This is a genomic window from Citrobacter sp. L55, assembly GCF_002850715.1.
Classification (GTDB): Bacteria; Pseudomonadota; Gammaproteobacteria; order Enterobacterales; family Enterobacteriaceae; genus Citrobacter; species Citrobacter braakii.
Map to the genome: position 1 here is coordinate 1 of NZ_KZ559425.1, position 19,421 is coordinate 19,421.

A 19,421-nucleotide genomic window follows, 5' to 3' on the forward strand; every position below is an offset into this window, starting at 1 on the left:
TTTCTCTTCAACCGAACCGGCTGTTTGTGTGAAGTGATTCACATCCGCCGTGTCGATGGAGGCGCATTATAGGGAGTTTCCTGCGGCCCGCAACCCTTAAATTGCAGAAAAATGACTGACCGCTGCATTCCACAGCAAAACCCCGCCTTATACCCATTTACACACAGAGTTATCCACAAACCACGCGATCGTTTGTGCACTTCTCTGTTTATATGAGCATCCTTCAACGGAAAAAGAAGAGGTCAAAATCGAAAATTAAAAATTCGCGAGCGTTGCGCAAACGTTTTCGTTACAATGCCCCCGCACAACAAGGATGCCCCGTAAGGGGTGTTAGCTGAGTTTTTAGCCAAGAATTCACCTAACGCTCTCTGTAATAGTCAAATCCAGGGGATTTACCATGCAACAACGTCGTCCAGTCCGCCGCGCTCTGCTCAGTGTTTCTGACAAGGCCGGTATCATCGAATTCGCTCAGGCACTTTCCGCACGCGGTGTGGAGCTGCTGTCTACAGGTGGCACTGCGCGCCTGTTAGCTGAGAAAGGTCTGCCAGTGACCGAAGTTTCCGATTACACCGGCTTCCCGGAAATGATGGATGGACGCGTAAAGACCCTGCATCCGAAAGTCCACGGCGGCATTCTTGGTCGTCGCGGTCAGGACGACAGGATTATGGAACAGCACGGCATCGCACCTATCGACATGGTGGTTGTTAACCTGTACCCGTTCGCCGAGACCGTTGCCCGTGAAGGCTGCTCGCTGGAAGATGCGGTAGAAAACATTGATATCGGCGGCCCGACGATGGTGCGTTCCGCTGCCAAAAACCATAAAGATGTGGCTATCGTTGTGAAGAGCAGCGACTACGCCGCCATTATTAAAGAGATGGATGCCAACGACGGTTCTCTGACCCTCGACACGCGTTTCGACCTCGCGATTAAAGCCTTCGAACACACCGCCGCTTACGACAGCATGATCGCCAACTACTTCGGTAGCATGGTTCCGGCCTACCACGGCGAAAGCAAAGAAGCCGCCGGTCGCTTTCCACGTACACTGAACCTGAATTTCATTAAGAAGCAGGATATGCGCTACGGCGAGAACAGCCACCAACAGGCTGCCTTCTATATAGAAGAGAATGTTAAAGAAGCGTCCGTTGCCACCGCACAGCAGGTACAGGGCAAAGCACTTTCCTACAACAACATCGCCGATACCGATGCGGCGCTAGAGTGCGTAAAAGAATTCAACGAGCCAGCCTGTGTGATCGTCAAACACGCTAACCCGTGCGGCGTGGCAGTCAGTACCTCTATTCTCGATGCTTACGACCGCGCCTATAAAACCGACCCGACCTCCGCGTTCGGCGGCATCATCGCCTTCAACCGCGAACTGGATGCCGAAACTGCTCAAGCCATCATTTCCCGTCAGTTCGTGGAAGTGATCATCGCGCCATCCGCAACCGAAGACGCACTGAAAATCACCGCCGCCAAACAGAACGTCCGCGTGCTGACCTGCGGTCAGTGGGCACAACGTGTGCCGGGCCTGGACTTCAAACGCGTTAACGGCGGTCTGCTGGTTCAGGATCGTGACCTGGGTATGGTGAGCGAAGGTGAACTGCGCGTAGTTTCCAAACGTCAGCCGACCGAACAGGAACTGCGCGATGCGCTGTTCTGCTGGAAAGTGGCTAAATTTGTAAAATCCAACGCCATTGTTTACGCCAAAGAGAACATGACTATCGGTATAGGCGCAGGTCAGATGAGCCGCGTATATTCCGCAAAAATCGCCGGGATTAAAGCCGCCGACGAAGGTCTGGAAGTTCAAGGTTCCTCTATGGCATCCGACGCCTTCTTCCCGTTCCGCGATGGGATTGATGCCGCCGCCGCCGCCGGTGTGACCTGCGTGATCCAGCCGGGCGGTTCTATCCGTGATGATGAAGTCATTGCTGCCGCCGACGAGCACGGCATAGCGATGGTGTTCACCGACATGCGCCACTTCCGCCATTAATCCACGGAGCAGACGATGAAAGTATTAGTGATTGGCAACGGCGGGCGCGAACACGCGCTGGCCTGGAAAGCGGCGCAGTCGCCAAAAGTCGAAACGGTATTTGTCGCACCAGGCAACGCGGGCACCGCGCTGGAACCTGCGCTGCAAAACGTGGCAATCGGCGTGACCGATATTCCGGCGCTGCTGAGCTTTGCCCAGAATGAGAAGATCGATCTGACCATCGTTGGCCCGGAAGCGCCTCTGGTAATTGGCGTGGTCGATGCGTTTCGCGCCGCCGGTCTGAAAATCTTCGGCCCAACCGAAGGTGCAGCGCAGTTGGAAGGCTCCAAAGCCTTCACCAAAGATTTCCTTGCCCGTCATAACATTCCAACGGCGGAGTATCAGAACTTCACCGAGATTGAGCCTGCGCTGGCCTATCTGCGTGAGAAAGGCGCGCCGATCGTTATCAAGGCCGACGGCCTGGCCGCCGGTAAAGGCGTTATCGTCGCGATGACGCTGGAGGAAGCCGAAGCCGCTGTTCATGACATGCTGGCAGGTAACGCTTTTGGCGATGCGGGCCACCGTATCGTTATCGAAGAGTTCCTCGACGGTGAAGAAGCGAGCTTTATCGTGATGGTTGACGGCGAGCACGTGCTGCCAATGGCCACCAGCCAGGACCACAAACGCGTGGGCAACGGCGATACCGGTCCGAATACCGGCGGTATGGGCGCTTACTCACCTGCACCGGTGGTGACTGATGACGTTCATCAGCGCACCATGGAACGCATCATCTGGCCAACCGTAAAAGGCATGGCGGCGGAAGGGAACACTTACACCGGTTTCCTGTACGCGGGTCTGATGATCGACAAACAGGGCAACCCGAAGGTTATCGAGTTCAACTGCCGCTTCGGCGATCCGGAAACCCAGCCGATTATGCTGCGTATGAAATCGGATCTGGTGGAGCTGTGCCTTGCCGCCTGTGACGGCAAGCTGGATGAGAAAACCTCTGAGTGGGACGAACGCGCCTCTTTGGGCGTAGTGATTGCCGCGGGCGGTTATCCGGGCAACTACAATACTGGCGATGAGATCCACGGCCTGCCGCTGGAAGACGTCGCTGACGGTAAAGTGTTCCACGCGGGCACCAAACTGTCTGCTGACGATCGCGTGCTGACCAACGGCGGTCGCGTCCTGTGCGCCACCGCGCTGGGCAACACCGTTGCCGAGGCGCAGCAGCGTGCCTACGCCCTGATGACCGACATCCGTTGGGACGGCAGCTTCAGCCGTAACGACATCGGCTGGCGCGCCATCGAACGTGAGCAAAACTAACGGCTGAGCTTAGCCAGCAGCGTTTTGCGCGTAATACCTAACTGACGGGCGGCTTCGGTTTTATTGCCGCCCGTTTTTTCCAGCGCCGCCAGAATCACTTCTTTTTCGACATCCACCAGCGGTTGGATCTCGCCACTGTATTCCGTTTTTATCGGTGTCGCGGCAATCGCCATCGGCAGCTCGCGTTCGGAAATATATTCCCCCGTTAGCAGCACCACCGAACGCTCAATCGCATTTTCCAGCTCACGGATATTGCCCGGCCAGTCATAGTGGATCAGCAGATCCATCGCCTGCGGAGTAAAGCCTTTCACCGCTTTTCGATTACGTGTGGCAAAACGCTGGAGAAAATGTTCGGCCAGCAGCGGAATATCTTCCCGACGCTGGCACAGCGCTGGCATTTCAATAGTGATGACGTTCAGGCGATAGTAGAGATCCTGACGAAAGTGTCCGGCGTTAACTTCCTCCGCCAGATCGCGATGTGTGGCAGCGATCAGCCGGACATCAACCGCAATAGTCTGGTTGCTGCCAACCCGTTGCACTTCTCGCTCCTGGATTGCCCGCAGCAGACGCACCTGCATTAGCGGTGAGATATCGCCAATTTCATCAAGAAATAACGTGCCACCTTCGGCTTCCACAAAGCGCCCTTCCCGCCGCTTATCCGCACCGGTAAACGCGCCTTTCTCATGTCCAAAAAGTTCAGACTCCAGCAGCGATTCATTAAGCGATGCACAGTTCAGCGTCACCAGCGGTTTATCACGGCGGGCACTGCTGGCATGCAGCGCCCGGGCCACCAGCTCTTTCCCCGTACCGGAGTCTCCGTGAATGAGCACCGTTGCATCCGAGGGCGCAACCATCGCGATTTCATTGATCAACTGCTGCATCGCCGGACTGCTGCCAATCATGCCAAACTGCGCAGCCGACCCCGACGGCAGTTCAGCGCCCGTTTCCCGCGTATGCGCCAGCGCCTTTTCCAGCGTCTCCTGCAGGCGATCAAAATCCAGCGGCTTGATTAAGTAGTCCAGCGCCCCGGTTTTCAGCGCCTCAACGGCGGTCTCCACGCTGGAGAACGCCGTCATGATCAATACCGGAATCGCCGAATTCAGCGCTTTAATCTCTTTCAGCGTTGCGATGCCGTCCATCTCCGCCATACGCACATCGCACAGCACTAAATCAAATACGCGTTCACGCACCTGTTCCAGTGCCGCTTGCCCGCTATAGGCCAGCGCGACCTCATAGCCCCAGCCGCGCAGCAGCGCCTGTAAAATGGTGCAGTGGCTGATATCGTCATCTACCACCAGAATATTGATTTTTCCGCGCGTCATCCTTGTTAATCCTGTTGTTTCGCGTTGGTCGGCAGCCAGAGGGTAAAGGTTGCGCCTTTGCCCTCAACGCTTGCCACATGAATGGTACCACCGTGCTGTTCAATTATGTTCTGCACTACCGCCAGCCCAAGGCCGGTTCCATCCGCTTTAGTCGTGAAGTAAGGCGTAAAAATGGCCTCCAGCTGTTCCGCGGCAATCCCTTTCCCGCTATCAATAACCATGATTTTAACGCGATCGCCGCTGCTTTCACTCGCTTCAACCGTAATCGTGCCCTGACGACCAATCGCATGAATGGCGTTCAGATACAGATTCAACAGAACCTGAGTCAGTCGGTCGGGATCGGCCTGAATAGCGGGCAGCGTGGAACTGGCCGATAAACGTAGCTGGATTTCCCGGCTTGCCGCATCCTGACTCACCAGGTTTAATGAGTGGGTGATGACCTCATTGAGATCCACCTGTTGCAGCGTCAGATGCGCAGGTTTCACCAGCTCCAGCAGCTCGCTCACCACCCGATTTAAACGGTCCGCCTCTTTCGCCATCACCTGCGCCAGCTCATGCGACTCACCACCAGGCGGAGTTCGTTCAGCAAAATACTTCGCTAAACCCTTGATCGATGAAAGCGGGTTTCGAATCTCATGCGCGACCCCGGCCGCCAGATGTCCGAGCGCCATCAGTTTTTCTTTACGCTTCATCGCATCCTGCAGTTCTTTGTACGAGCGCTGATAGCGTTGATACCAGAAGAACGTCAGCACAGTGGCCAGCAGCACGGCCGCCAGCGCAGACAGGACGATCAGGGTGTTACGCCACTCTCTTGCCTGAGTCGCAGCCAGATCGCTGGCATCAAAAGCGATAAATATGGTTTGTGCGGGGGGGATAAGCTGTCCGTCATTGCTGGCACAGCGCGCCATGCCATGACGTCCTGGACCATACATCGGCTGAAACTGACGATAAATTTCCAGGACCGGTGTTTTTTCACCGTCCCCCGTAGGCATGTCAATATTCCGCCAGCTTTCTTGTTCCCCGGGGCTTAGTTGCCGCAGGACATCCGGTGAATAGAGCGTTTTACCGACCATCGCGGAATTGCTGTGAGTAATAATGACGCCATGATCGTCAACGACGGCAAACCATAGCACGCCTGGTTGTACGGCCATTTCCTCCAGCAGCGTCTGCTGTTGAGCATGATGCATGCGCATCCCCATACCTACGCGCGTACCAGACTCCAGAGCGCGGATGAGCACGCTGCCTTTTTCCAGTAGCGTTTGCCGCGCGGCGCCGCTTTCCCGCCCATAGTCCCGAATGGTCATAATCGAAAACCAACCGACCAAAATCAGGATTGCCGCCAGCAAGAGTCGGCTCAACCACTTGGCCGCCGTGTCCTTATAAAGACGCATACGCTCTCCCTTTATCCCACCCGTTCCTTTCATCGTTGCAGGTATACAGCAGAAATCATGCCATTTTTTCTCAGTGATAACCCTGCCCTCAGACACAAACCGCTGAAAGTAGCGGGTAAAAATGACCCGCCGGCGCGTTCTGGCGAGTCATTTTTACTCGTCGCCCTGTAAAGACCATGAGTACAACGCCCGCGGGAGCGGGATTGCCGCTTTGGCACGGAAGATGCAATAGGAAATGTAATCTAACCAACAGGAGAACGACCCATGAAACGGAACAACAAACTGGCGCTGATTGCACTCTCTCTTATCGCGTTGGGCTCTACCCCGGCGCTGGCGCAGAATCACTGGGGATATGGTGATGGAATGCAGCAACGAGGCGGTACGCCAATGACCACTGAGCAGCAGGCTACCGCGCAGAAAATCTATGATGATTACTACTCGCAGACCAGCGCTTTGCGCCAACAGCTGACCTCTAAACGTTATGAGTACAACGCGTTGCTAACAGCCAGCTCGCCAGACACAGCAAAAATTAATGCCGTGGCAAAGGAGATGGAGGCGTTGAATCAGTCACTGGATGAGCAGCGCGTTAAACGCGATGTCGCAATGGCCCAGGCAGGCGTACCTCGCGGAGCGGGAATGGGCTACGGCGGGTGCGGCGGTGGCGGTAACCATCGCGGCGGCCATATGGGAATGGGCCACTGGTAAACGGTTTTTGCCGGATGACGGCCTCACCTTATCTGGCCCGATGTCCTGGCATCAGGTTTTCAGAAGGTTTTGGCAGTAGGCTGCCAGTGACAAAAATCTTCATTAGCGACCAGCAGTAGCTGCGACCCTTCGGGCGCTTCCAGCCATGCCACACTCACTTCTACAGATGAATGGCTCTGGCGGCGCTCAATGTGGTTTATCGCCCACGATTCCAGATCGGGCTTCAGTGTTTCACCTTCACAGGTCGTGACTGTGTTATTCGCATGCCAGCGTCCCTGACGCAATATCACCCGTCCCTGACGCAACGCATCGCTGGTCTGGCGGATTTGATCGGCACGATAGCGGTAAAGCGCAATTTGATCGCTGGAAAGCTGCTGCTTTTGCCCATCGACTTCACGCTGCATGAAACTCAGTTCGCCCCGGTCATCGAAGCGTATACGGACATGTTCCGGTGGTTTACTGTAAGTGTTGAGTTCTATCAGCGAGAGCGAATCACCCTGCCAGCGGTATTCACTGGTGGTGGTATCGCCTTTACGCCACGGACTAAATACCGAGAGCAAGTGAACATCGTCGCTAGAATCTTTACGCCAAATGCGTACCGCCCCCTGATCGCCAACATAGCCGCTAGCCGTGAACGGAGGAAGCTCAGAGTGGCGACTACAGGCAGACAGTAACAGCACACCTGAAAGCCAAAGCGAATGACGCCAGATGGACAAAAGGGGCGAAACCGCCCCTTCGATAAAACTGTTCACTGCCACGCGAATTACTTAACCGCGTCTTTCAGTGCTTTACCAGAAACAAATGCCGGTACGTTAGCTGCGGCAATTTTGATTTCTTTACCGGTCTGCGGGTTGCGGCCAGTGCGCTCAGCACGGTGGTTCACTTTGAAGGTACCGAAACCAACCAGTTGTACAGCATCGCCTTCTTTCAGAGACTCAGTAATAGCAGCCAGAGTGGATTCCAGAGCAGCTTTAGCCTGTGTTTTAGACAGTTCTGCTTTGTCTGCAATTACATCAATCAGTTGAGTCTTGTTCATAAGTTATCCTTACAATGTGTTTATCGCTTGCTAAGCATCGAGTGCGACGGAAATGCCAGAAAAGCACTCTCCTGCATACACGCACCGATAGCCACTTTTTTTCGCCCCCCAAATGTAGACCAGACCGGGGGCGGATGGGAAGCCTTCAGGCACGACAAATCAGGCGTTAAATCACGTTTTATGGTGTCATTGCTGAAAATTTATACCAATATTGCTCTCGCCAGCCTCGCGCAGGTCTGCACGAAGCCCTTTTATCAGCTCAATATCGCGTTCTTCACAGTCGGCTAAAAGTCGGAAAATTTCCCACTGAATATCCCATTCTTGCTCAACGGCCGGGTTCTCTTTGAGCTCTTCATCGGTCATTTCGCGACCAGCCTGGGTCATTTCCAGCATCGCAACCGTCGTAATCGAAGCCTTACTAACCTCAATTGCATGTTCCAGCGTTTCACCGCTAAGACGCGAATGCATCAGTTCGCTTAATGCCACACAGGCATCAATCGCCGGATAAACGCCGTACAAATCGTAATCGTCTGCTGAAGGAATAGCCTCTTCAAATTTTTCCAACTGGCTATCGAAATTGATTTTCGCGTCTTTAACCGTCAGCGCTTCCCAAATCAAATCCAGAATTCGGCGGTAAATTTGTCCATCGCCAAATTCGGTTTGCTTACAGAACATGGCGTAGTTGGGGTACATGCGTTCGCACAGACAGGCCATAAACGTGACGTGCTGCCAGCTTTCCAGCTTCTCCAGACGCAGGTGAATCGGATTTTGTAACATGATGAGTTCTCAAATACGGAAATTAGCGGCAGTTTACCCGATATGGGGCGTTTTTGCTGCAAGCCGCGTAAAAGCAGGGCGTTCGGATGCCACCGCATCTGCCCAGCGTGTTGGTTCCGGCAGACGATAGCCGTTCATACAGCGTTGTACCCATGCTAACGCGCTGTCCTGGCTCACGCGATGACCCGTAGAGATAAACAGCGGGTTACAGCGTGCTTTGCTGCGCCAAACCCATGCCAGCTGTTCGCCTTTATCCAACAACGGCGCTAACGCTCCGGGTTCGGCGGCGAGCGGCTCAAACTTGCCGCACAACCGTTTTTTCGCCACGCCAATCGTCGGGACATCCACCAGCAGGCCAAAATGGCTGGCCACGCCCAGACGGCGAGGGTGAGAGATCCCGTGACCGTCAACGAACAGCAGATCAGGCTTGTGCGAAAGCTGCTGCCAGGCGGCCATCAGCGCGGGTGTTTCGCGAAAGGAGAGAAAGCCAGGAATGTAGGGCATGGTGGTGGCGATTCGCGCCACCTTGTATTCAACCAGTTCCAGCGAGGGGTACTTCAGTAAGACCACCGCGGCTCGCGTCACTTCGCCCCCCTGCTCGAACCCAACATCCGCCCCGCCGATCAGATCCGGCGGATCGCTCCTCAGGCGATCCTCGCGGATCACTGAAGAGGCTAGTTCAAGCTGCTGTGCGCGTAATGACGCAAGATCCATAATGACTCCTTAGCGGTGGTACTGTTCAGACAACCGATGTACCGCCTCCACAAAGACACCCGCATGCTCTGGCGGGACATCCTGATGAATGCCGTGGCCCAGGTTAAAGACATGGCCTTCACCCTGACCAAAACCGGCCAGAATCGTCGCCACCTCTTCTTCGATGCGGGCTGGCGGCGCATACAGCATGGACGGATCCATATTGCCCTGCAGTGCCACTTTATGACCTACACGACGACGCGCATCGGCAATGTCAGTGGTCCAGTCCAGACCTAACGCATCACAGCCGGTTTCCGCCATCGCTTCCAGCCACTGACCACCGCCTTTAGTGAACAGCGTCACCGGTACGCGACGACCTTCGTTCTCGCGCATCAGGCCGTCGACGATTTTGTGCATGTAGTACAGGGAGAACTGCTGATAGTCGCGACCGGTCAGCACACCGCCCCAGGTGTCGAAAATCATTACCGACTGCGCGCCCGCTTTGATCTGCGCGTTCAGGTACAGAGTGACGCTCTTCGCCAGCTTATCAAGCAGCAGATGCAGCGCCTTTGGATCGGCGTACATCATCTTTTTAATCACGGTGAAGGCCTTACTACTGCCGCCTTCGACCATATAGGTCGCCAGTGTCCACGGGCTACCGGAGAAGCCGATCAGCGGCACTTCGCCTTTCAGTTCACGGCGGATAGTGCGCACCGCATTCATCACATAACCCAGTCCATCTTCCGGGTCCGGGATCGGCAGTTTGTCGACGTCAGCCTTGCTGGCGATCGGCGAGGTAAAGCGTGGGCCCTCTCCGGCTTCAAAATACAGCCCAAGTCCCATCGCATCGGGAATCGTCAGGATATCCGAAAAGAGGATCGCCGCATCAAGCTTATAGCGACGCAGCGGCTGCAGCGTGACTTCGCAGGCCAGCTCGGCATTTTTGCACAGCGCCATAAAATCGCCCGCTTCGGCGCGCGTGGCTTTATATTCCGGTAGATAGCGGCCCGCCTGGCGCATCATCCATACCGGAGTGACATCAACGGGTTGGCGCAGCAGCGCACGCAGATAACGATCGTTCTTCAGTTCGGTCATTTTTCCATTCCTTGAGCTATTTCACGCCAGTGTAACATGTGTGTCACTCATACTCTGCCCGACAGAGGGCGACAGTATCTTCAATCAATCGACGCGCGACGGTGCCCGGCGGGGGCAGGAGCGGTAAATCGTCGTAGCGATACCAGTTCGCTTCCAGCAGTTCTTTCGGGTCAATAACAATTTCGCCGCTATCATACTCTGCCATAAATGCGGTCATCAAAGACTGTGGGAACGGCCACGGCTGAGAAGTGACGTAGCGCAGGTTTTTCACCTTAATGCCGCTCTCTTCCATGACTTCGCGTGCCACCGCCTGCTCGAGGGTCTCGCCCACTTCGACAAAACCCGCCAGCACGGTATGCACGCCGTTACGATGGCGAACATGTTGAGCAAGCAGAATAGCGTCGTCACGGCGAATAGCGACGATAATGCAGGGGGCAATTTGCGGGTAGTAGCGTTCTCGACAGTGGCTACACAGCATCGCCCATTCCGTTTTACTCGGGTGCATGGGATGACCGCAGTAACCGCAGAATTTATGTGAGCGGTAGAACTCGGCCAGTTGTACGCCGCGTCCGGCCAGTTGAAACAGGCCAACATCCTGGTCAATGACCTGGCGCACAGACCCCATATCGTGCCGACGCTGCTGCTGCACCAGCCAGACCGTCTCCCCTTCCCATTCGCCTATAGGAAGTGCACGCTGCCCGGTCAGATCAAAACTTGCTGCGTCGCCGTAAGGCAGTTCGCCATGAGGCAACCATAACTTTTGCTCATGACTGACAATCCACCAGCCGCTATCTAATTTTTCAATTATACGATCCATATCTCTTGCGCAACCTTTGCTTCACAGGCATGTTGTTTACATTATTTTTACATTTACGGGTGAGCCGTTCCTAAACACCATCTTGCGGAGTCAATCATGCTAAACCAGCTGGAAAGCCTGACGGAGCACGTCGGAGGAAGTAACAAACTGGTTGATCGCTGGCTACATGTACGTAAGCACCTGCTCGTGGCTTACTACAATCTGGTTGGCATTAAGCCAGGCAAAGAATCGTACATGCGGCTCAATGAAAAGGCGCTGGATGATTTTTGCCAGAGCCTGGTCGATTACCTTTCCACCGGACACTTCAGTATTTATGAACGTATTCTCCATAAATTGGAAGGGAACGGGCAGCTTTTAAAAGCCACAAAAATTTGGCCGCTCCTGGAAGCCAATACGCAACTGATCATGGACTACTATGATTCCAGTCTGGAGACCGCCATTGATCACGATAACTTCCTTGAATTTCAACAGGCCTTATCGGATATCGGCGAGGCGCTGGAAGCCCGGTTCGTGCTGGAAGATAAGCTGATCATGCTGGTTTTTGATGCGATGCACGAGAGTGGCATGATCAAACGTCCTGCTTGAGATTTGCGACATTAACGCGTAATTTACATTCATTACCTCTTTTTGAGGTTACTTCTTGTCGGAGTGCTTATTTTCCACAGCAGCATGAGTGGAAAAGGCTGAGACCGTTAATTCGGGATCCGCGGAACCTGATCAGGTTAAAACCTGCGAAGGGAACAAGAGTCAATCTACAACCGTATCGCCCTTTGGCGTTCGTCTCTCTTGCTTCATCCGTCGTCTGACAAGCCATATCCTTACTTTTATTTGGAATGAGCTATGTCTGCCACTACTAAACCATCACGCCGCGAACAGCGCGCCCAAGCCCAACACTTTATCGACACGCTGGAAGGTACCGCCTTTCCTAACTCAAAACGTATCTACATCACCGGTTCGCAGGCGGATATTCGCATCCCGATGCGCGAAATCCAGCTAAGTCCTACGCTGATTGGTGGTACGAAAGACAACCCGCAGTTTGAAGAGAACGAAGCCGTGCCGGTGTACGACACCTCCGGGCCGTACGGCGATCCTGATGTGGCGATTAACGTTCAGCAGGGTCTGGCGAAACTGCGCCAGCCGTGGATTGCGGCGCGTAATGATAGCGAAGAATTAGACGACCGTAGCTCCGCTTATACCAAAGAACGTCTGGCCGACGATGGCCTGGACGAGCTGCGTTTCAGCGGCCTACTGACGCCAAAACGCGCCAAAGCCGGCAAGCGCGTTACCCAGTTGCACTATGCCCGTCAGGGGATGGTTACCCCGGAGATGGAATTTATCGCCATCCGTGAAAACATGGGCCGCGAGCGCATTCGTAGTGAAGTGCTGCGCCATCAGCATCCAGGGATGAACTTTGGCGCTCGCCTGCCGGAAAACATCACCCCGGAATTCGTGCGTGATGAAGTCGCTGCGGGCCGCGCGATTATTCCTGCCAACATCAACCACCCGGAATCCGAGCCGATGATCATCGGCCGCAACTTCCTGGTGAAGGTGAACGCCAACATCGGTAACTCGGCGGTAACCTCCTCCATTGAAGAAGAGGTGGAGAAGCTGGTGTGGTCAACCCGCTGGGGCGCAGATACGGTGATGGACCTCTCTACCGGCCGCTATATTCACGAAACCCGCGAGTGGATCCTGCGTAACAGCCCGGTGCCGATCGGTACCGTACCGATCTACCAGGCGCTGGAGAAGGTTAACGGGATCGCCGAAGATCTCACCTGGGAAGCCTTCCGCGACACGCTGCTCGAACAAGCCGAACAGGGCGTCGACTACTTCACCATTCACGCGGGTGTACTGCTGCGCTACGTGCCGATGACCGCCAAACGCCTGACAGGTATTGTCTCGCGCGGCGGTTCGATCATGGCGAAATGGTGTCTCTCTCATCACAAAGAGAACTTCCTGTTTGAACATTTCCGCGAGATTTGCGAAATCTGTGCCGCCTATGACGTTTCGCTCTCTCTCGGCGACGGCCTGCGTCCAGGCTCGATTCAGGATGCCAACGACGAGGCGCAGTTCTCCGAGCTGCATACGCTGGGCGAACTGACCAAAATCGCCTGGGAATACGACGTGCAGGTGATGATTGAAGGCCCGGGTCATGTGCCGATGCATATGATCCAGCGCAACATGACCGAAGAGCTGGAGCACTGCCATGAAGCGCCGTTCTACACCTTAGGGCCGTTGACGACAGATATCGCGCCGGGCTATGACCACTTCACCTCCGGCATTGGTGCGGCGATGATCGGCTGGTTTGGCTGTGCGATGCTGTGCTACGTCACGCCAAAAGAGCACCTTGGCCTGCCGAACAAAGAAGACGTGAAGCAAGGGCTGATTACCTACAAGATTGCCGCCCATGCCGCTGATTTAGCCAAAGGCCATCCGGGTGCGCAGATCCGCGATAACGCCATGTCGAAAGCGCGCTTCGAATTCCGCTGGGAAGACCAGTTTAACCTCGCACTCGACCCATTCACCGCCCGCGCCTATCACGATGAAACCCTGCCACAGGAGTCCGGCAAGGTTGCCCACTTCTGCTCCATGTGCGGGCCGAAGTTCTGCTCGATGAAAATCAGCCAGGAGGTCCGCGACTACGCCGCCGCACAAACCATTGAAATCGGAATGGCGGATATGTCGGAGAACTTCCGCGCCAAAGGCGGCGAAATCTACCTCAAAAAAGAGGAGGCGTGATGTACCAGCCTGATTTCCCGACCGTGCCGTTCCGCCTCGGGCTTTACCCGGTGGTAGACAGCGTTGAATGGATTGAACGCTTGCTGCAGGCAGGTGTGCGCACGATCCAACTGCGCATTAAAGATAAACGTGATGAAGAGGTCGAAGCCGACGTCATTGCCGCCATAGAGTTGGGGCGTCGCTATGACGCTCGCCTGTTTATCAACGATTACTGGAGTCTGGCAATTAAGCACAACGCGTACGGCGTGCATTTGGGCCAGGAAGACCTCGAAACCACCGACCTGAAGGCGATTCAGGCGGCGGGGCTACGCCTGGGTGTTTCCACTCACGATGATATGGAGATAGACGTAGCGCTGGCTGCTAAGCCTTCTTATATCGCGCTGGGTCATGTCTTCCCGACGCAAACCAAGCAGATGCCGTCGGCCCCGCAGGGTCTCACGCAGCTGGCAAGCCATAGTAAACGACTGGCGGATTACCCCACTGTCGCTATCGGCGGCATCAGCCTTGAGCGCGCCCCAGCGGTGCTGGCGACCGGCGTTGGCAGTATTGCCGTGGTCAGCGCCATAACCCACGCCGCAGACTGGCAGGCAGCCACGGCGCAGCTACTGGACATTGCGGGAGCCGGCGATGAATGACCGCGATTTTATGCGCTACAGCCGCCAGATCCTGCTCGCCGACATTGCCATTGAGGGCCAACAAAAGCTGCTCGATAGCCATGTGCTGATCGTCGGTTTAGGTGGGCTCGGCTCGCCTGCGGCACTGTATCTGGCGGGAGCGGGCGTCGGCACGCTGACGTTGGCGGACGATGATGACGTTCATCTGAGCAACCTGCAGCGGCAAATATTGTTCACCACCGATGATATCGCCCGCCCGAAAGCACAGGCGGCAAAGCGACATCTGGCACGCCTTAATCCGGACAGCGAGCTGGTCGTCCTTGAGCAGCGGCTGACCGGTGAGGCGCTCCGGCATGCGGTAGCGCGTGCCGACGTGGTGCTCGACTGTACCGACAACATGGCGACGCGCCAGGAAATTAACGCCGCCTGCGTGATGCTCAACACTCCGCTCATCACCGCCAGCGCTGTGGGCTTTGGCGGCCAGCTAATGGTACTGACGCCACCGTGGGAACAAGGCTGTTACCGTTGCCTGTGGCCGGATGATGTAGAGCCGGAACGCAACTGCCGCACCGCCGGCATCGTCGGCCCGGTTGTGGGCGTGATGGGCACCTTGCAGGCGCTGGAGGCGATTAAATTACTCAGCGGCATTGAAACTCCCAATGGAGAGCTACGCCTGTTCGACGGTAAAACCAGCCAGTGGCGCAGCCTCGCGCTGCGTCGTGCCAGCGGCTGCCCGGTCTGCGGAGGACAACATGCAGATTCAGTTCAATGATGAGCCGATGCAGTGCGCCGAGGGACAAACCGTCAGCGGGCTGCTCACTGCGCTAAATCAACTTAAACCGGGAGCGGCGCTGGCGCTTAATCAACAGATCCTGCCGCGCGAGCAGTGGGAGCAGCAAATCGTGCAGGAAGGCGACCAGATCCTGCTTTTTCAGGTTATTGCAGGGGGTTGATATGTTACGTATTGCCGACAAAACGTTTGATTCACATCTGTTCACCGGCACCGGAAAATTTGCTTCGTCGCAGCTGATGGTCGAGGCGATTCGCGCCTCCGGCAGCCAGTTGGTGACGCTGGCGATGAAGCGCGTGGATTTGCGCCAGCACAACGATGCCATTCTGGCCCCACTTATCGACGCGGGGGTGACGCTACTGCCTAACACCTCTGGGGCGAAAACCGCGGAAGAGGCTATTTTCGCCGCCCAGTTGGCACGTGAAGCGCTGGGCACAAACTGGCTAAAATTAGAAATTCACCCGGACGCCCGCTGGCTATTGCCGGATCCGATTGAAACGTTAAAAGCCGCGGAAGCATTGGTGAAACTGGGCTTTGTGGTGCTGCCCTACTGCGGCGCGGATCCGGTGCTGTGTAAGCGGCTGGAAGAGGTCGGCTGCGCGGCGGTAATGCCGCTCGGCGCGCCCATCGGTTCTAATCAGGGACTGGAAACGAAAGCGATGCTGGAGATTATTATCCAACAGGCAACCGTACCGGTGGTGGTTGATGCGGGTATTGGCGTCCCCAGCCACGCCACACAGGCGCTGGAAATGGGTGCCGACGCAGTGCTGGTCAACACGGCAATCGCCGTGGCCGACTGCCCGGTCACGATGGCTACCGCCTTCCGTCTGGCGGTTGAAGCGGGCCTTCTGGCGCGCCAGGCGGTACCAGGAAGCAAAAGTTCGCAGGCAAGCGCCACCAGCCCGTTAACCGGATTCCTGGAGGCCTTCGTATGAAAACGTTCAGCGACCGCTGGCGCCAGCTTGACTGGGATGACATCCGCCTGCGTATCAACGGTAAAACCGCCGCTGACGTGGAGCACGCCCTCAACGCTTCACAGCTTAGTCGCGACGATCTGATGGCGTTGCTCTCCCCTGCCGCCGCCGACTTTCTGGAGCCGTTGGCACAGCGAGCGCAGCGCCTGACCCGGCAGCGCTTCGGCAACACGGTCAGCTTTTATGTTCCGCTGTATCTCTCGAATCTTTGCGCCAACGACTGCACCTACTGCGGCTTTTCCATGAGCAACCGTATCAAACGCAAAACGCTGGACGAAGATGAGATAAAACGAGAGTGTACCGCTATCCGTGAGCTGGGTTTTGAGCATCTGTTGTTGGTCACCGGTGAACATCAGGCAAAAGTCGGAATGGATTACTTTCGTCGCCATTTGCCCACCATTCGCCGCCAGTTTGCCTCGTTGCAGATGGAAGTTCAGCCGCTGTCAGAGGCTGAATATGCGGAGCTGAAGACGCTGGGACTGGATGGCGTGATGGTGTATCAGGAGAGCTATCATGAGGCGATTTACGCTCGCCACCATCTGAAGGGGAAAAAGCAGGATTTCTTCTGGCGACTGGAAACGCCGGACAGGCTGGGCCGCGCAGGGATCGACAAAATCGGTCTTGGCGCGTTGATTGGTTTGTCCGACAGCTGGCGGGTCGATTGCTATATGGTGGCTGAACATCTGCTGTGGATGCAGCAGCATTACTGGCAGAGCCGCTACTCCATCTCCTTCCCTCGCCTGCGCCCATGCACCGGTGGCGTTGAACCCGCATCGATCATGGACGAGCGACAGTTGGTCCAAACCATTTGCGCGTTTCGTTTACTGGCGCCAGAAATTGAGCTGTCGCTCTCCACCCGCGAATCGCCATGGTTCCGTGATCATGTGATCCCACTGGCGATCAACAACGTCAGCGCCTTCTCAAAAACACAGCCCGGCGGTTATGCCGATAACCATCCTGAACTGGAACAGTTCTCCCCACACGATGCCCGTCGCCCAGAAGCCGTTGCTGAAGCACTAATGGCGCAGGGGTTACAGCCCGTGTGGAAGGACTGGGACAGCTATCTGGGACGCGCTTCGCAGATGCCGTAAGTCCGGAGCAATCGCATAAAACGAAAAAACCCGCTTTCGCGGGTTTTTTCTTCACTGTCACTTAACTGCTCAGGCTCTGGCCTTCATCGCTATCGTAAGCATCAGTGAAATTATCGGCGATTACAGCGCGACAACGTTAACAGCAGACGGGCCTTTAGCGCCATTCTCCACAGAGAACTCCACTTTTTGACCTTCGTCTAATGTTTTAAAATCGTTACTCTGGATAGCAGAGAAATGCACAAACACGTCCTTGCTACCGTCCTGAGGAGTGATAAAGCCGAAGCCTTTCTCAGAGTTAAACCATTTTACTAAACCAGTCATTTTGTTAGACATAGATACTTCCTTTCATATTTTGAGCCGCTTAAGCAGCGAAGATGGCCTGTTTTGCAGAAATTAACTTATGGGGCACTTAGGGAGGAGGCTCATGAAGAAGAGTATCTGAGGATAACGCTTGAACTGAGAACTGCTTTACTAAAACTGCTTTCATAAGGTCTGTGTATCAAACCGATGTCGCTATAGTAGACTTACTTCTAATCAATAAGCAAGCATTAATTTATTTAATAATCGATTAGCGCCGAAATGTTACACCATCGCGGTTGAGCATTTCAGGTAACAACTTGATCTAAAATGAACAAAAGCCCTGACCATTGCAGTCAGGGCTTTAAGTTACTACACACTTCAAATTTAACATTAATAAACTTAACGATTTAATACTGCTGATGGTACTACTTTAAAATGTACACGTTTACTACAGATAATATTGGATATTGATACTAACTAAAAACCGTCCTCTATTTACCGTTAAACACATTCCACCCGCTTGATAATAGAACTCAAGGCTGGTGACCTAAACAAGTACACTTCCCCTCGCGACATATACTCTTTGATGCGTTGCCTTATTTCCCTTGCGATAACCAGAAAACAGAAACCGCAAACATTTACTATTAAATCATGGCGTTACATCGTCGCGTTTTACTAACTATTTGCGATTAGATATATCAACTACGTGGCCTGAAAGCATTGCCGAGGTGAATAAATAGCGTTTTCAGCATCGACTATCCCATACAAAAATACTTCGTGGCCTTTATCGCAACCCCCAATCAAGCTCTACTAACACTTACTACGTTAACAGCAAACTACAATTTCTCCGCTGTTAAGTATTAACATACGGGTTTAAAAAACGCTGTCAATACTGTTTTTTATAACATGTCTTTATTAACAGTGATTATATATTCCTGCATATGATAAATGGGTCAACAATCGCCAACTCAGGGCCAGATCGTAGGGTTGAGCCTCTTTTTGTAACCGGTTTCAGAAAAAGTGACTTTCTTTGTGATGCTTTGCACACAATCGTTGCAAAGCAGTTGTTGCTGCGGCTGGCTCGCGATAATTATCAACCCACACATGTTGATCGAGACTGCTTATGAAAAACATCGTTTTATGCTGTGCCGCCGGAATGTCCACCAGCATGCTGGTGCAAAAGATGAAAGATGCCGCCCAGAAAAAAGGAGTCGACGTCACTATCAAAGCGGTCCCGGTGGCTGAGTTTGAAGAGAATATCGCCACTGCGGATATCGTATTGCTCGGCCCACAGGTTAAGTATGAACAGGCCAAGCTGCAGGCGCTCGCCGACCCGCTAGGAAAAAAAGTCGCCGTTATCGATATGATGGATTACGGCATGATGAAAGGCGATGCGGTACTGGACAAAGCGCTGAAACTACTGGAGTGATGGCATGGAAGAGTTAGAAACGATCATCATGGAATTATTGGTAAACGCCGGAGCTGCGCGCAGTCAAGCCCTGACGGCGTTGCAACTGGCGCGTAAAGGTGATTTCGCCGGGGCAGAACACGCGATGATGGAATCACGCGAGTATGTTAAACAAGCGCATAAAATCCAAACCCAGCTGATCGGAATTGACGAAGGCACTGGCAAACTACCGGTTAATCTCATCACCGTCCATTCGCAGGACCACCTGATGAATGCCATGGTGATTCAGGATCTGGCAGGCGATATGATTGAACTGTATCGACGCTTACCACCAGTAAACTGATCGGAAGGCGTAAGCCTGGCGTCATCATGCCGGA

General features: G+C 54.5%; 21 protein-coding genes and 1 riboswitch. Of the genes, 12 read left to right on the plus strand and 9 right to left on the minus strand.

Annotated elements, in window-relative coordinates:
• Window positions 1–397 precede the first annotated feature (397 nt).
• Window positions 398–1,987 carry a bifunctional phosphoribosylaminoimidazolecarboxamide formyltransferase/IMP cyclohydrolase gene (gene purH, locus B9P82_RS26285; protein WP_101701276.1) on the plus strand — a complete coding sequence of 530 codons (1,590 nt, stop codon included), beginning with the start codon at window positions 398–400 and terminating at the stop codon, window positions 1,985–1,987.
• Window positions 1,988–2,002: 15 nt separating this feature from the next.
• Window positions 2,003–3,292, plus strand: a complete 1,290-nt coding sequence (gene purD / locus B9P82_RS26290) for a phosphoribosylamine--glycine ligase (RefSeq protein WP_101701277.1) — start codon at window positions 2,003–2,005, stop codon at window positions 3,290–3,292.
• Here purD and zraR read toward each other — a convergent pair.
• On the minus strand, window positions 3,289–4,614 hold the full coding sequence (gene zraR / locus B9P82_RS26295) for a sigma-54-dependent response regulator transcription factor ZraR (protein ID WP_019078473.1): 1,326 nt from the start codon (window positions 4,612–4,614) through the stop codon (window positions 3,289–3,291). The genes purD and zraR overlap by 4 nt on opposite strands.
• 5 nt (window positions 4,615–4,619) lie before the next feature.
• Window positions 4,620–6,005 (minus strand): two-component system sensor histidine kinase ZraS, encoded by a 1,386-nt coding sequence (zraS, locus tag B9P82_RS26300; protein ID WP_016157949.1) that lies wholly within the window; start codon window positions 6,003–6,005, stop codon window positions 4,620–4,622.
• Window positions 6,006–6,269: 264 nt separating this feature from the next.
• Here zraS and zraP point away from each other — a divergent pair, with 264 nt between their 5' ends.
• Window positions 6,270–6,710, plus strand: a complete 441-nt coding sequence (gene zraP, locus B9P82_RS26305; protein ID WP_101701278.1) for a zinc resistance sensor/chaperone ZraP — start codon at window positions 6,270–6,272, stop codon at window positions 6,708–6,710.
• Between the two features lie 59 nt (window positions 6,711–6,769).
• On the opposite strand, the gene B9P82_RS26310 is transcribed toward zraP, so the two are convergent.
• The 6 genes from B9P82_RS26310 to nudC all read right to left on the minus strand — a co-directional run bounded on the left by B9P82_RS26310 (window position 6,770) and on the right by nudC (window position 11,128).
• The gene (locus B9P82_RS26310; RefSeq protein ID WP_047359007.1) at window positions 6,770–7,462 is read right to left on the minus strand and encodes a DUF1481 domain-containing protein; all 693 of its coding nucleotides are present in this window, start codon (window positions 7,460–7,462) and stop codon (window positions 6,770–6,772) included.
• A gap of 11 nt (window positions 7,463–7,473) precedes the next feature.
• Window positions 7,474–7,746: a nucleoid-associated protein HU-alpha gene (gene hupA / locus B9P82_RS26315; RefSeq protein WP_001044509.1), complete on the minus strand. Its 273-nt coding sequence runs from the start codon at window positions 7,744–7,746 to the stop codon at window positions 7,474–7,476.
• Between the two features lie 186 nt (window positions 7,747–7,932).
• A complete protein-coding gene (locus tag B9P82_RS26320) occupies window positions 7,933–8,523 on the minus strand; it encodes a YjaG family protein (protein WP_003842015.1) in 591 nt (196 codons plus the stop codon).
• Window positions 8,524–8,556: 33 nt separating this feature from the next.
• Window positions 8,557–9,237: a deoxyribonuclease V gene (gene nfi / locus B9P82_RS26325; protein WP_101701279.1), complete on the minus strand. Its 681-nt coding sequence runs from the start codon at window positions 9,235–9,237 to the stop codon at window positions 8,557–8,559.
• A 9-nt stretch (window positions 9,238–9,246) separates the two neighbouring features.
• Window positions 9,247–10,311 carry a uroporphyrinogen decarboxylase gene (gene hemE / locus B9P82_RS26330; protein ID WP_016155313.1) on the minus strand — a complete coding sequence of 355 codons (1,065 nt, stop codon included), beginning with the start codon at window positions 10,309–10,311 and terminating at the stop codon, window positions 9,247–9,249.
• Between the two features lie 43 nt (window positions 10,312–10,354).
• Window positions 10,355–11,128, minus strand: coding sequence for an NAD(+) diphosphatase (gene nudC / locus B9P82_RS26335; RefSeq protein WP_016155312.1), 774 nt, complete (start codon window positions 11,126–11,128; stop codon window positions 10,355–10,357).
• A gap of 96 nt (window positions 11,129–11,224) precedes the next feature.
• Here nudC and B9P82_RS26340 point away from each other — a divergent pair, with 96 nt between their 5' ends.
• The 7 genes from B9P82_RS26340 to thiH all read left to right on the plus strand — a co-directional run bounded on the left by B9P82_RS26340 (window position 11,225) and on the right by thiH (window position 17,336).
• Window positions 11,225–11,713 (plus strand): Rsd/AlgQ family anti-sigma factor, encoded by a 489-nt coding sequence (locus tag B9P82_RS26340; RefSeq protein ID WP_016155311.1) that lies wholly within the window; start codon window positions 11,225–11,227, stop codon window positions 11,711–11,713.
• Window positions 11,714–11,762: 49 nt separating this feature from the next.
• Window positions 11,763–11,885, plus strand: a riboswitch (TPP riboswitch).
• An 83-nt stretch (window positions 11,886–11,968) separates the two neighbouring features.
• Window positions 11,969–13,867: a phosphomethylpyrimidine synthase ThiC gene (gene thiC / locus B9P82_RS26345; protein ID WP_016155310.1), complete on the plus strand. Its 1,899-nt coding sequence runs from the start codon at window positions 11,969–11,971 to the stop codon at window positions 13,865–13,867.
• A complete protein-coding gene (thiE, locus tag B9P82_RS26350) occupies window positions 13,867–14,502 on the plus strand; it encodes a thiamine phosphate synthase (protein WP_016157945.1) in 636 nt (211 codons plus the stop codon). The genes thiC and thiE overlap by 1 nt, the downstream gene beginning before the upstream one ends.
• Window positions 14,495–15,253, plus strand: coding sequence for a HesA/MoeB/ThiF family protein (locus B9P82_RS26355; RefSeq protein ID WP_101701280.1), 759 nt, complete (start codon window positions 14,495–14,497; stop codon window positions 15,251–15,253). Before thiE ends, B9P82_RS26355 begins: the two co-directional genes overlap by 8 nt.
• Window positions 15,234–15,434, plus strand: coding sequence for a sulfur carrier protein ThiS (gene thiS / locus B9P82_RS26360; protein ID WP_016155307.1), 201 nt, complete (start codon window positions 15,234–15,236; stop codon window positions 15,432–15,434). The genes B9P82_RS26355 and thiS overlap by 20 nt, the downstream gene beginning before the upstream one ends.
• Window position 15,435: 1 nt before the next feature.
• Window positions 15,436–16,206: a thiazole synthase gene (gene thiG, locus B9P82_RS26365; RefSeq protein ID WP_047415991.1), complete on the plus strand. Its 771-nt coding sequence runs from the start codon at window positions 15,436–15,438 to the stop codon at window positions 16,204–16,206.
• Window positions 16,203–17,336 (plus strand): 2-iminoacetate synthase ThiH, encoded by a 1,134-nt coding sequence (gene thiH / locus B9P82_RS26370; RefSeq protein ID WP_016157943.1) that lies wholly within the window; start codon window positions 16,203–16,205, stop codon window positions 17,334–17,336. The genes thiG and thiH overlap by 4 nt, the downstream gene beginning before the upstream one ends.
• Before the next feature lie 120 nt (window positions 17,337–17,456).
• Here thiH and cspA read toward each other — a convergent pair whose 3' ends face one another.
• The gene (gene cspA / locus B9P82_RS26375) at window positions 17,457–17,669 is read right to left on the minus strand and encodes a transcription antiterminator/RNA stability regulator CspE (protein ID WP_016155304.1); all 213 of its coding nucleotides are present in this window, start codon (window positions 17,667–17,669) and stop codon (window positions 17,457–17,459) included.
• A 1,090-nt stretch (window positions 17,670–18,759) separates the two neighbouring features.
• On the opposite strand from cspA, the gene B9P82_RS26380 reads away from it, so the two are divergent.
• The gene (locus B9P82_RS26380; protein WP_016155303.1) at window positions 18,760–19,065 is read left to right on the plus strand and encodes a PTS sugar transporter subunit IIB; all 306 of its coding nucleotides are present in this window, start codon (window positions 18,760–18,762) and stop codon (window positions 19,063–19,065) included.
• Between the two features lie 4 nt (window positions 19,066–19,069).
• Entirely contained in the window at window positions 19,070–19,387 is a 318-nt protein-coding gene (locus tag B9P82_RS26385) for a PTS lactose/cellobiose transporter subunit IIA (RefSeq protein WP_016155302.1), read from the plus strand.
• Window positions 19,388–19,421 lie beyond the last annotated feature (34 nt).

What these genes read in the sequence shown, in the direction of transcription:
- thiE (WP_016157945.1), top strand. Translation starts at nt 13,867, where the DNA reads ATGTACCAGCCTGATTTCCCGACCGTGCCGTTCCGCCTCGGGCTTTAC.
- B9P82_RS26380 (WP_016155303.1), top strand. Translation starts at nt 18,760, where the DNA reads ATGAAAAACATCGTTTTATGCTGTGCCGCCGGAATGTCCACCAGCATG.
- B9P82_RS26385 (WP_016155302.1), top strand. Translation starts at nt 19,070, where the DNA reads ATGGAAGAGTTAGAAACGATCATCATGGAATTATTGGTAAACGCCGGA.
- hupA (WP_001044509.1), bottom strand. Translation starts at nt 7,746, where the DNA reads ATGAACAAGACTCAACTGATTGATGTAATTGCAGACAAAGCAGAACTG.
- zraP (WP_101701278.1), top strand. Translation starts at nt 6,270, where the DNA reads ATGAAACGGAACAACAAACTGGCGCTGATTGCACTCTCTCTTATCGCG.
- purH (WP_101701276.1), top strand. Translation starts at nt 398, where the DNA reads ATGCAACAACGTCGTCCAGTCCGCCGCGCTCTGCTCAGTGTTTCTGAC.
- thiC (WP_016155310.1), top strand. Translation starts at nt 11,969, where the DNA reads ATGTCTGCCACTACTAAACCATCACGCCGCGAACAGCGCGCCCAAGCC.
- purD (WP_101701277.1), top strand. Translation starts at nt 2,003, where the DNA reads ATGAAAGTATTAGTGATTGGCAACGGCGGGCGCGAACACGCGCTGGCC.
- B9P82_RS26340 (WP_016155311.1), top strand. Translation starts at nt 11,225, where the DNA reads ATGCTAAACCAGCTGGAAAGCCTGACGGAGCACGTCGGAGGAAGTAAC.
- B9P82_RS26320 (WP_003842015.1), bottom strand. Translation starts at nt 8,523, where the DNA reads ATGTTACAAAATCCGATTCACCTGCGTCTGGAGAAGCTGGAAAGCTGG.
- zraR (WP_019078473.1), bottom strand. Translation starts at nt 4,614, where the DNA reads ATGACGCGCGGAAAAATCAATATTCTGGTGGTAGATGACGATATCAGC.
- cspA (WP_016155304.1), bottom strand. Translation starts at nt 17,669, where the DNA reads ATGTCTAACAAAATGACTGGTTTAGTAAAATGGTTTAACTCTGAGAAA.
- thiS (WP_016155307.1), top strand. Translation starts at nt 15,234, where the DNA reads ATGCAGATTCAGTTCAATGATGAGCCGATGCAGTGCGCCGAGGGACAA.
- nfi (WP_101701279.1), bottom strand. Translation starts at nt 9,237, where the DNA reads ATGGATCTTGCGTCATTACGCGCACAGCAGCTTGAACTAGCCTCTTCA.
- B9P82_RS26355 (WP_101701280.1), top strand. Translation starts at nt 14,495, where the DNA reads ATGAATGACCGCGATTTTATGCGCTACAGCCGCCAGATCCTGCTCGCC.
- thiH (WP_016157943.1), top strand. Translation starts at nt 16,203, where the DNA reads ATGAAAACGTTCAGCGACCGCTGGCGCCAGCTTGACTGGGATGACATC.
- thiG (WP_047415991.1), top strand. Translation starts at nt 15,436, where the DNA reads ATGTTACGTATTGCCGACAAAACGTTTGATTCACATCTGTTCACCGGC.
- zraS (WP_016157949.1), bottom strand. Translation starts at nt 6,005, where the DNA reads ATGCGTCTTTATAAGGACACGGCGGCCAAGTGGTTGAGCCGACTCTTG.
- hemE (WP_016155313.1), bottom strand. Translation starts at nt 10,311, where the DNA reads ATGACCGAACTGAAGAACGATCGTTATCTGCGTGCGCTGCTGCGCCAA.
- nudC (WP_016155312.1), bottom strand. Translation starts at nt 11,128, where the DNA reads ATGGATCGTATAATTGAAAAATTAGATAGCGGCTGGTGGATTGTCAGT.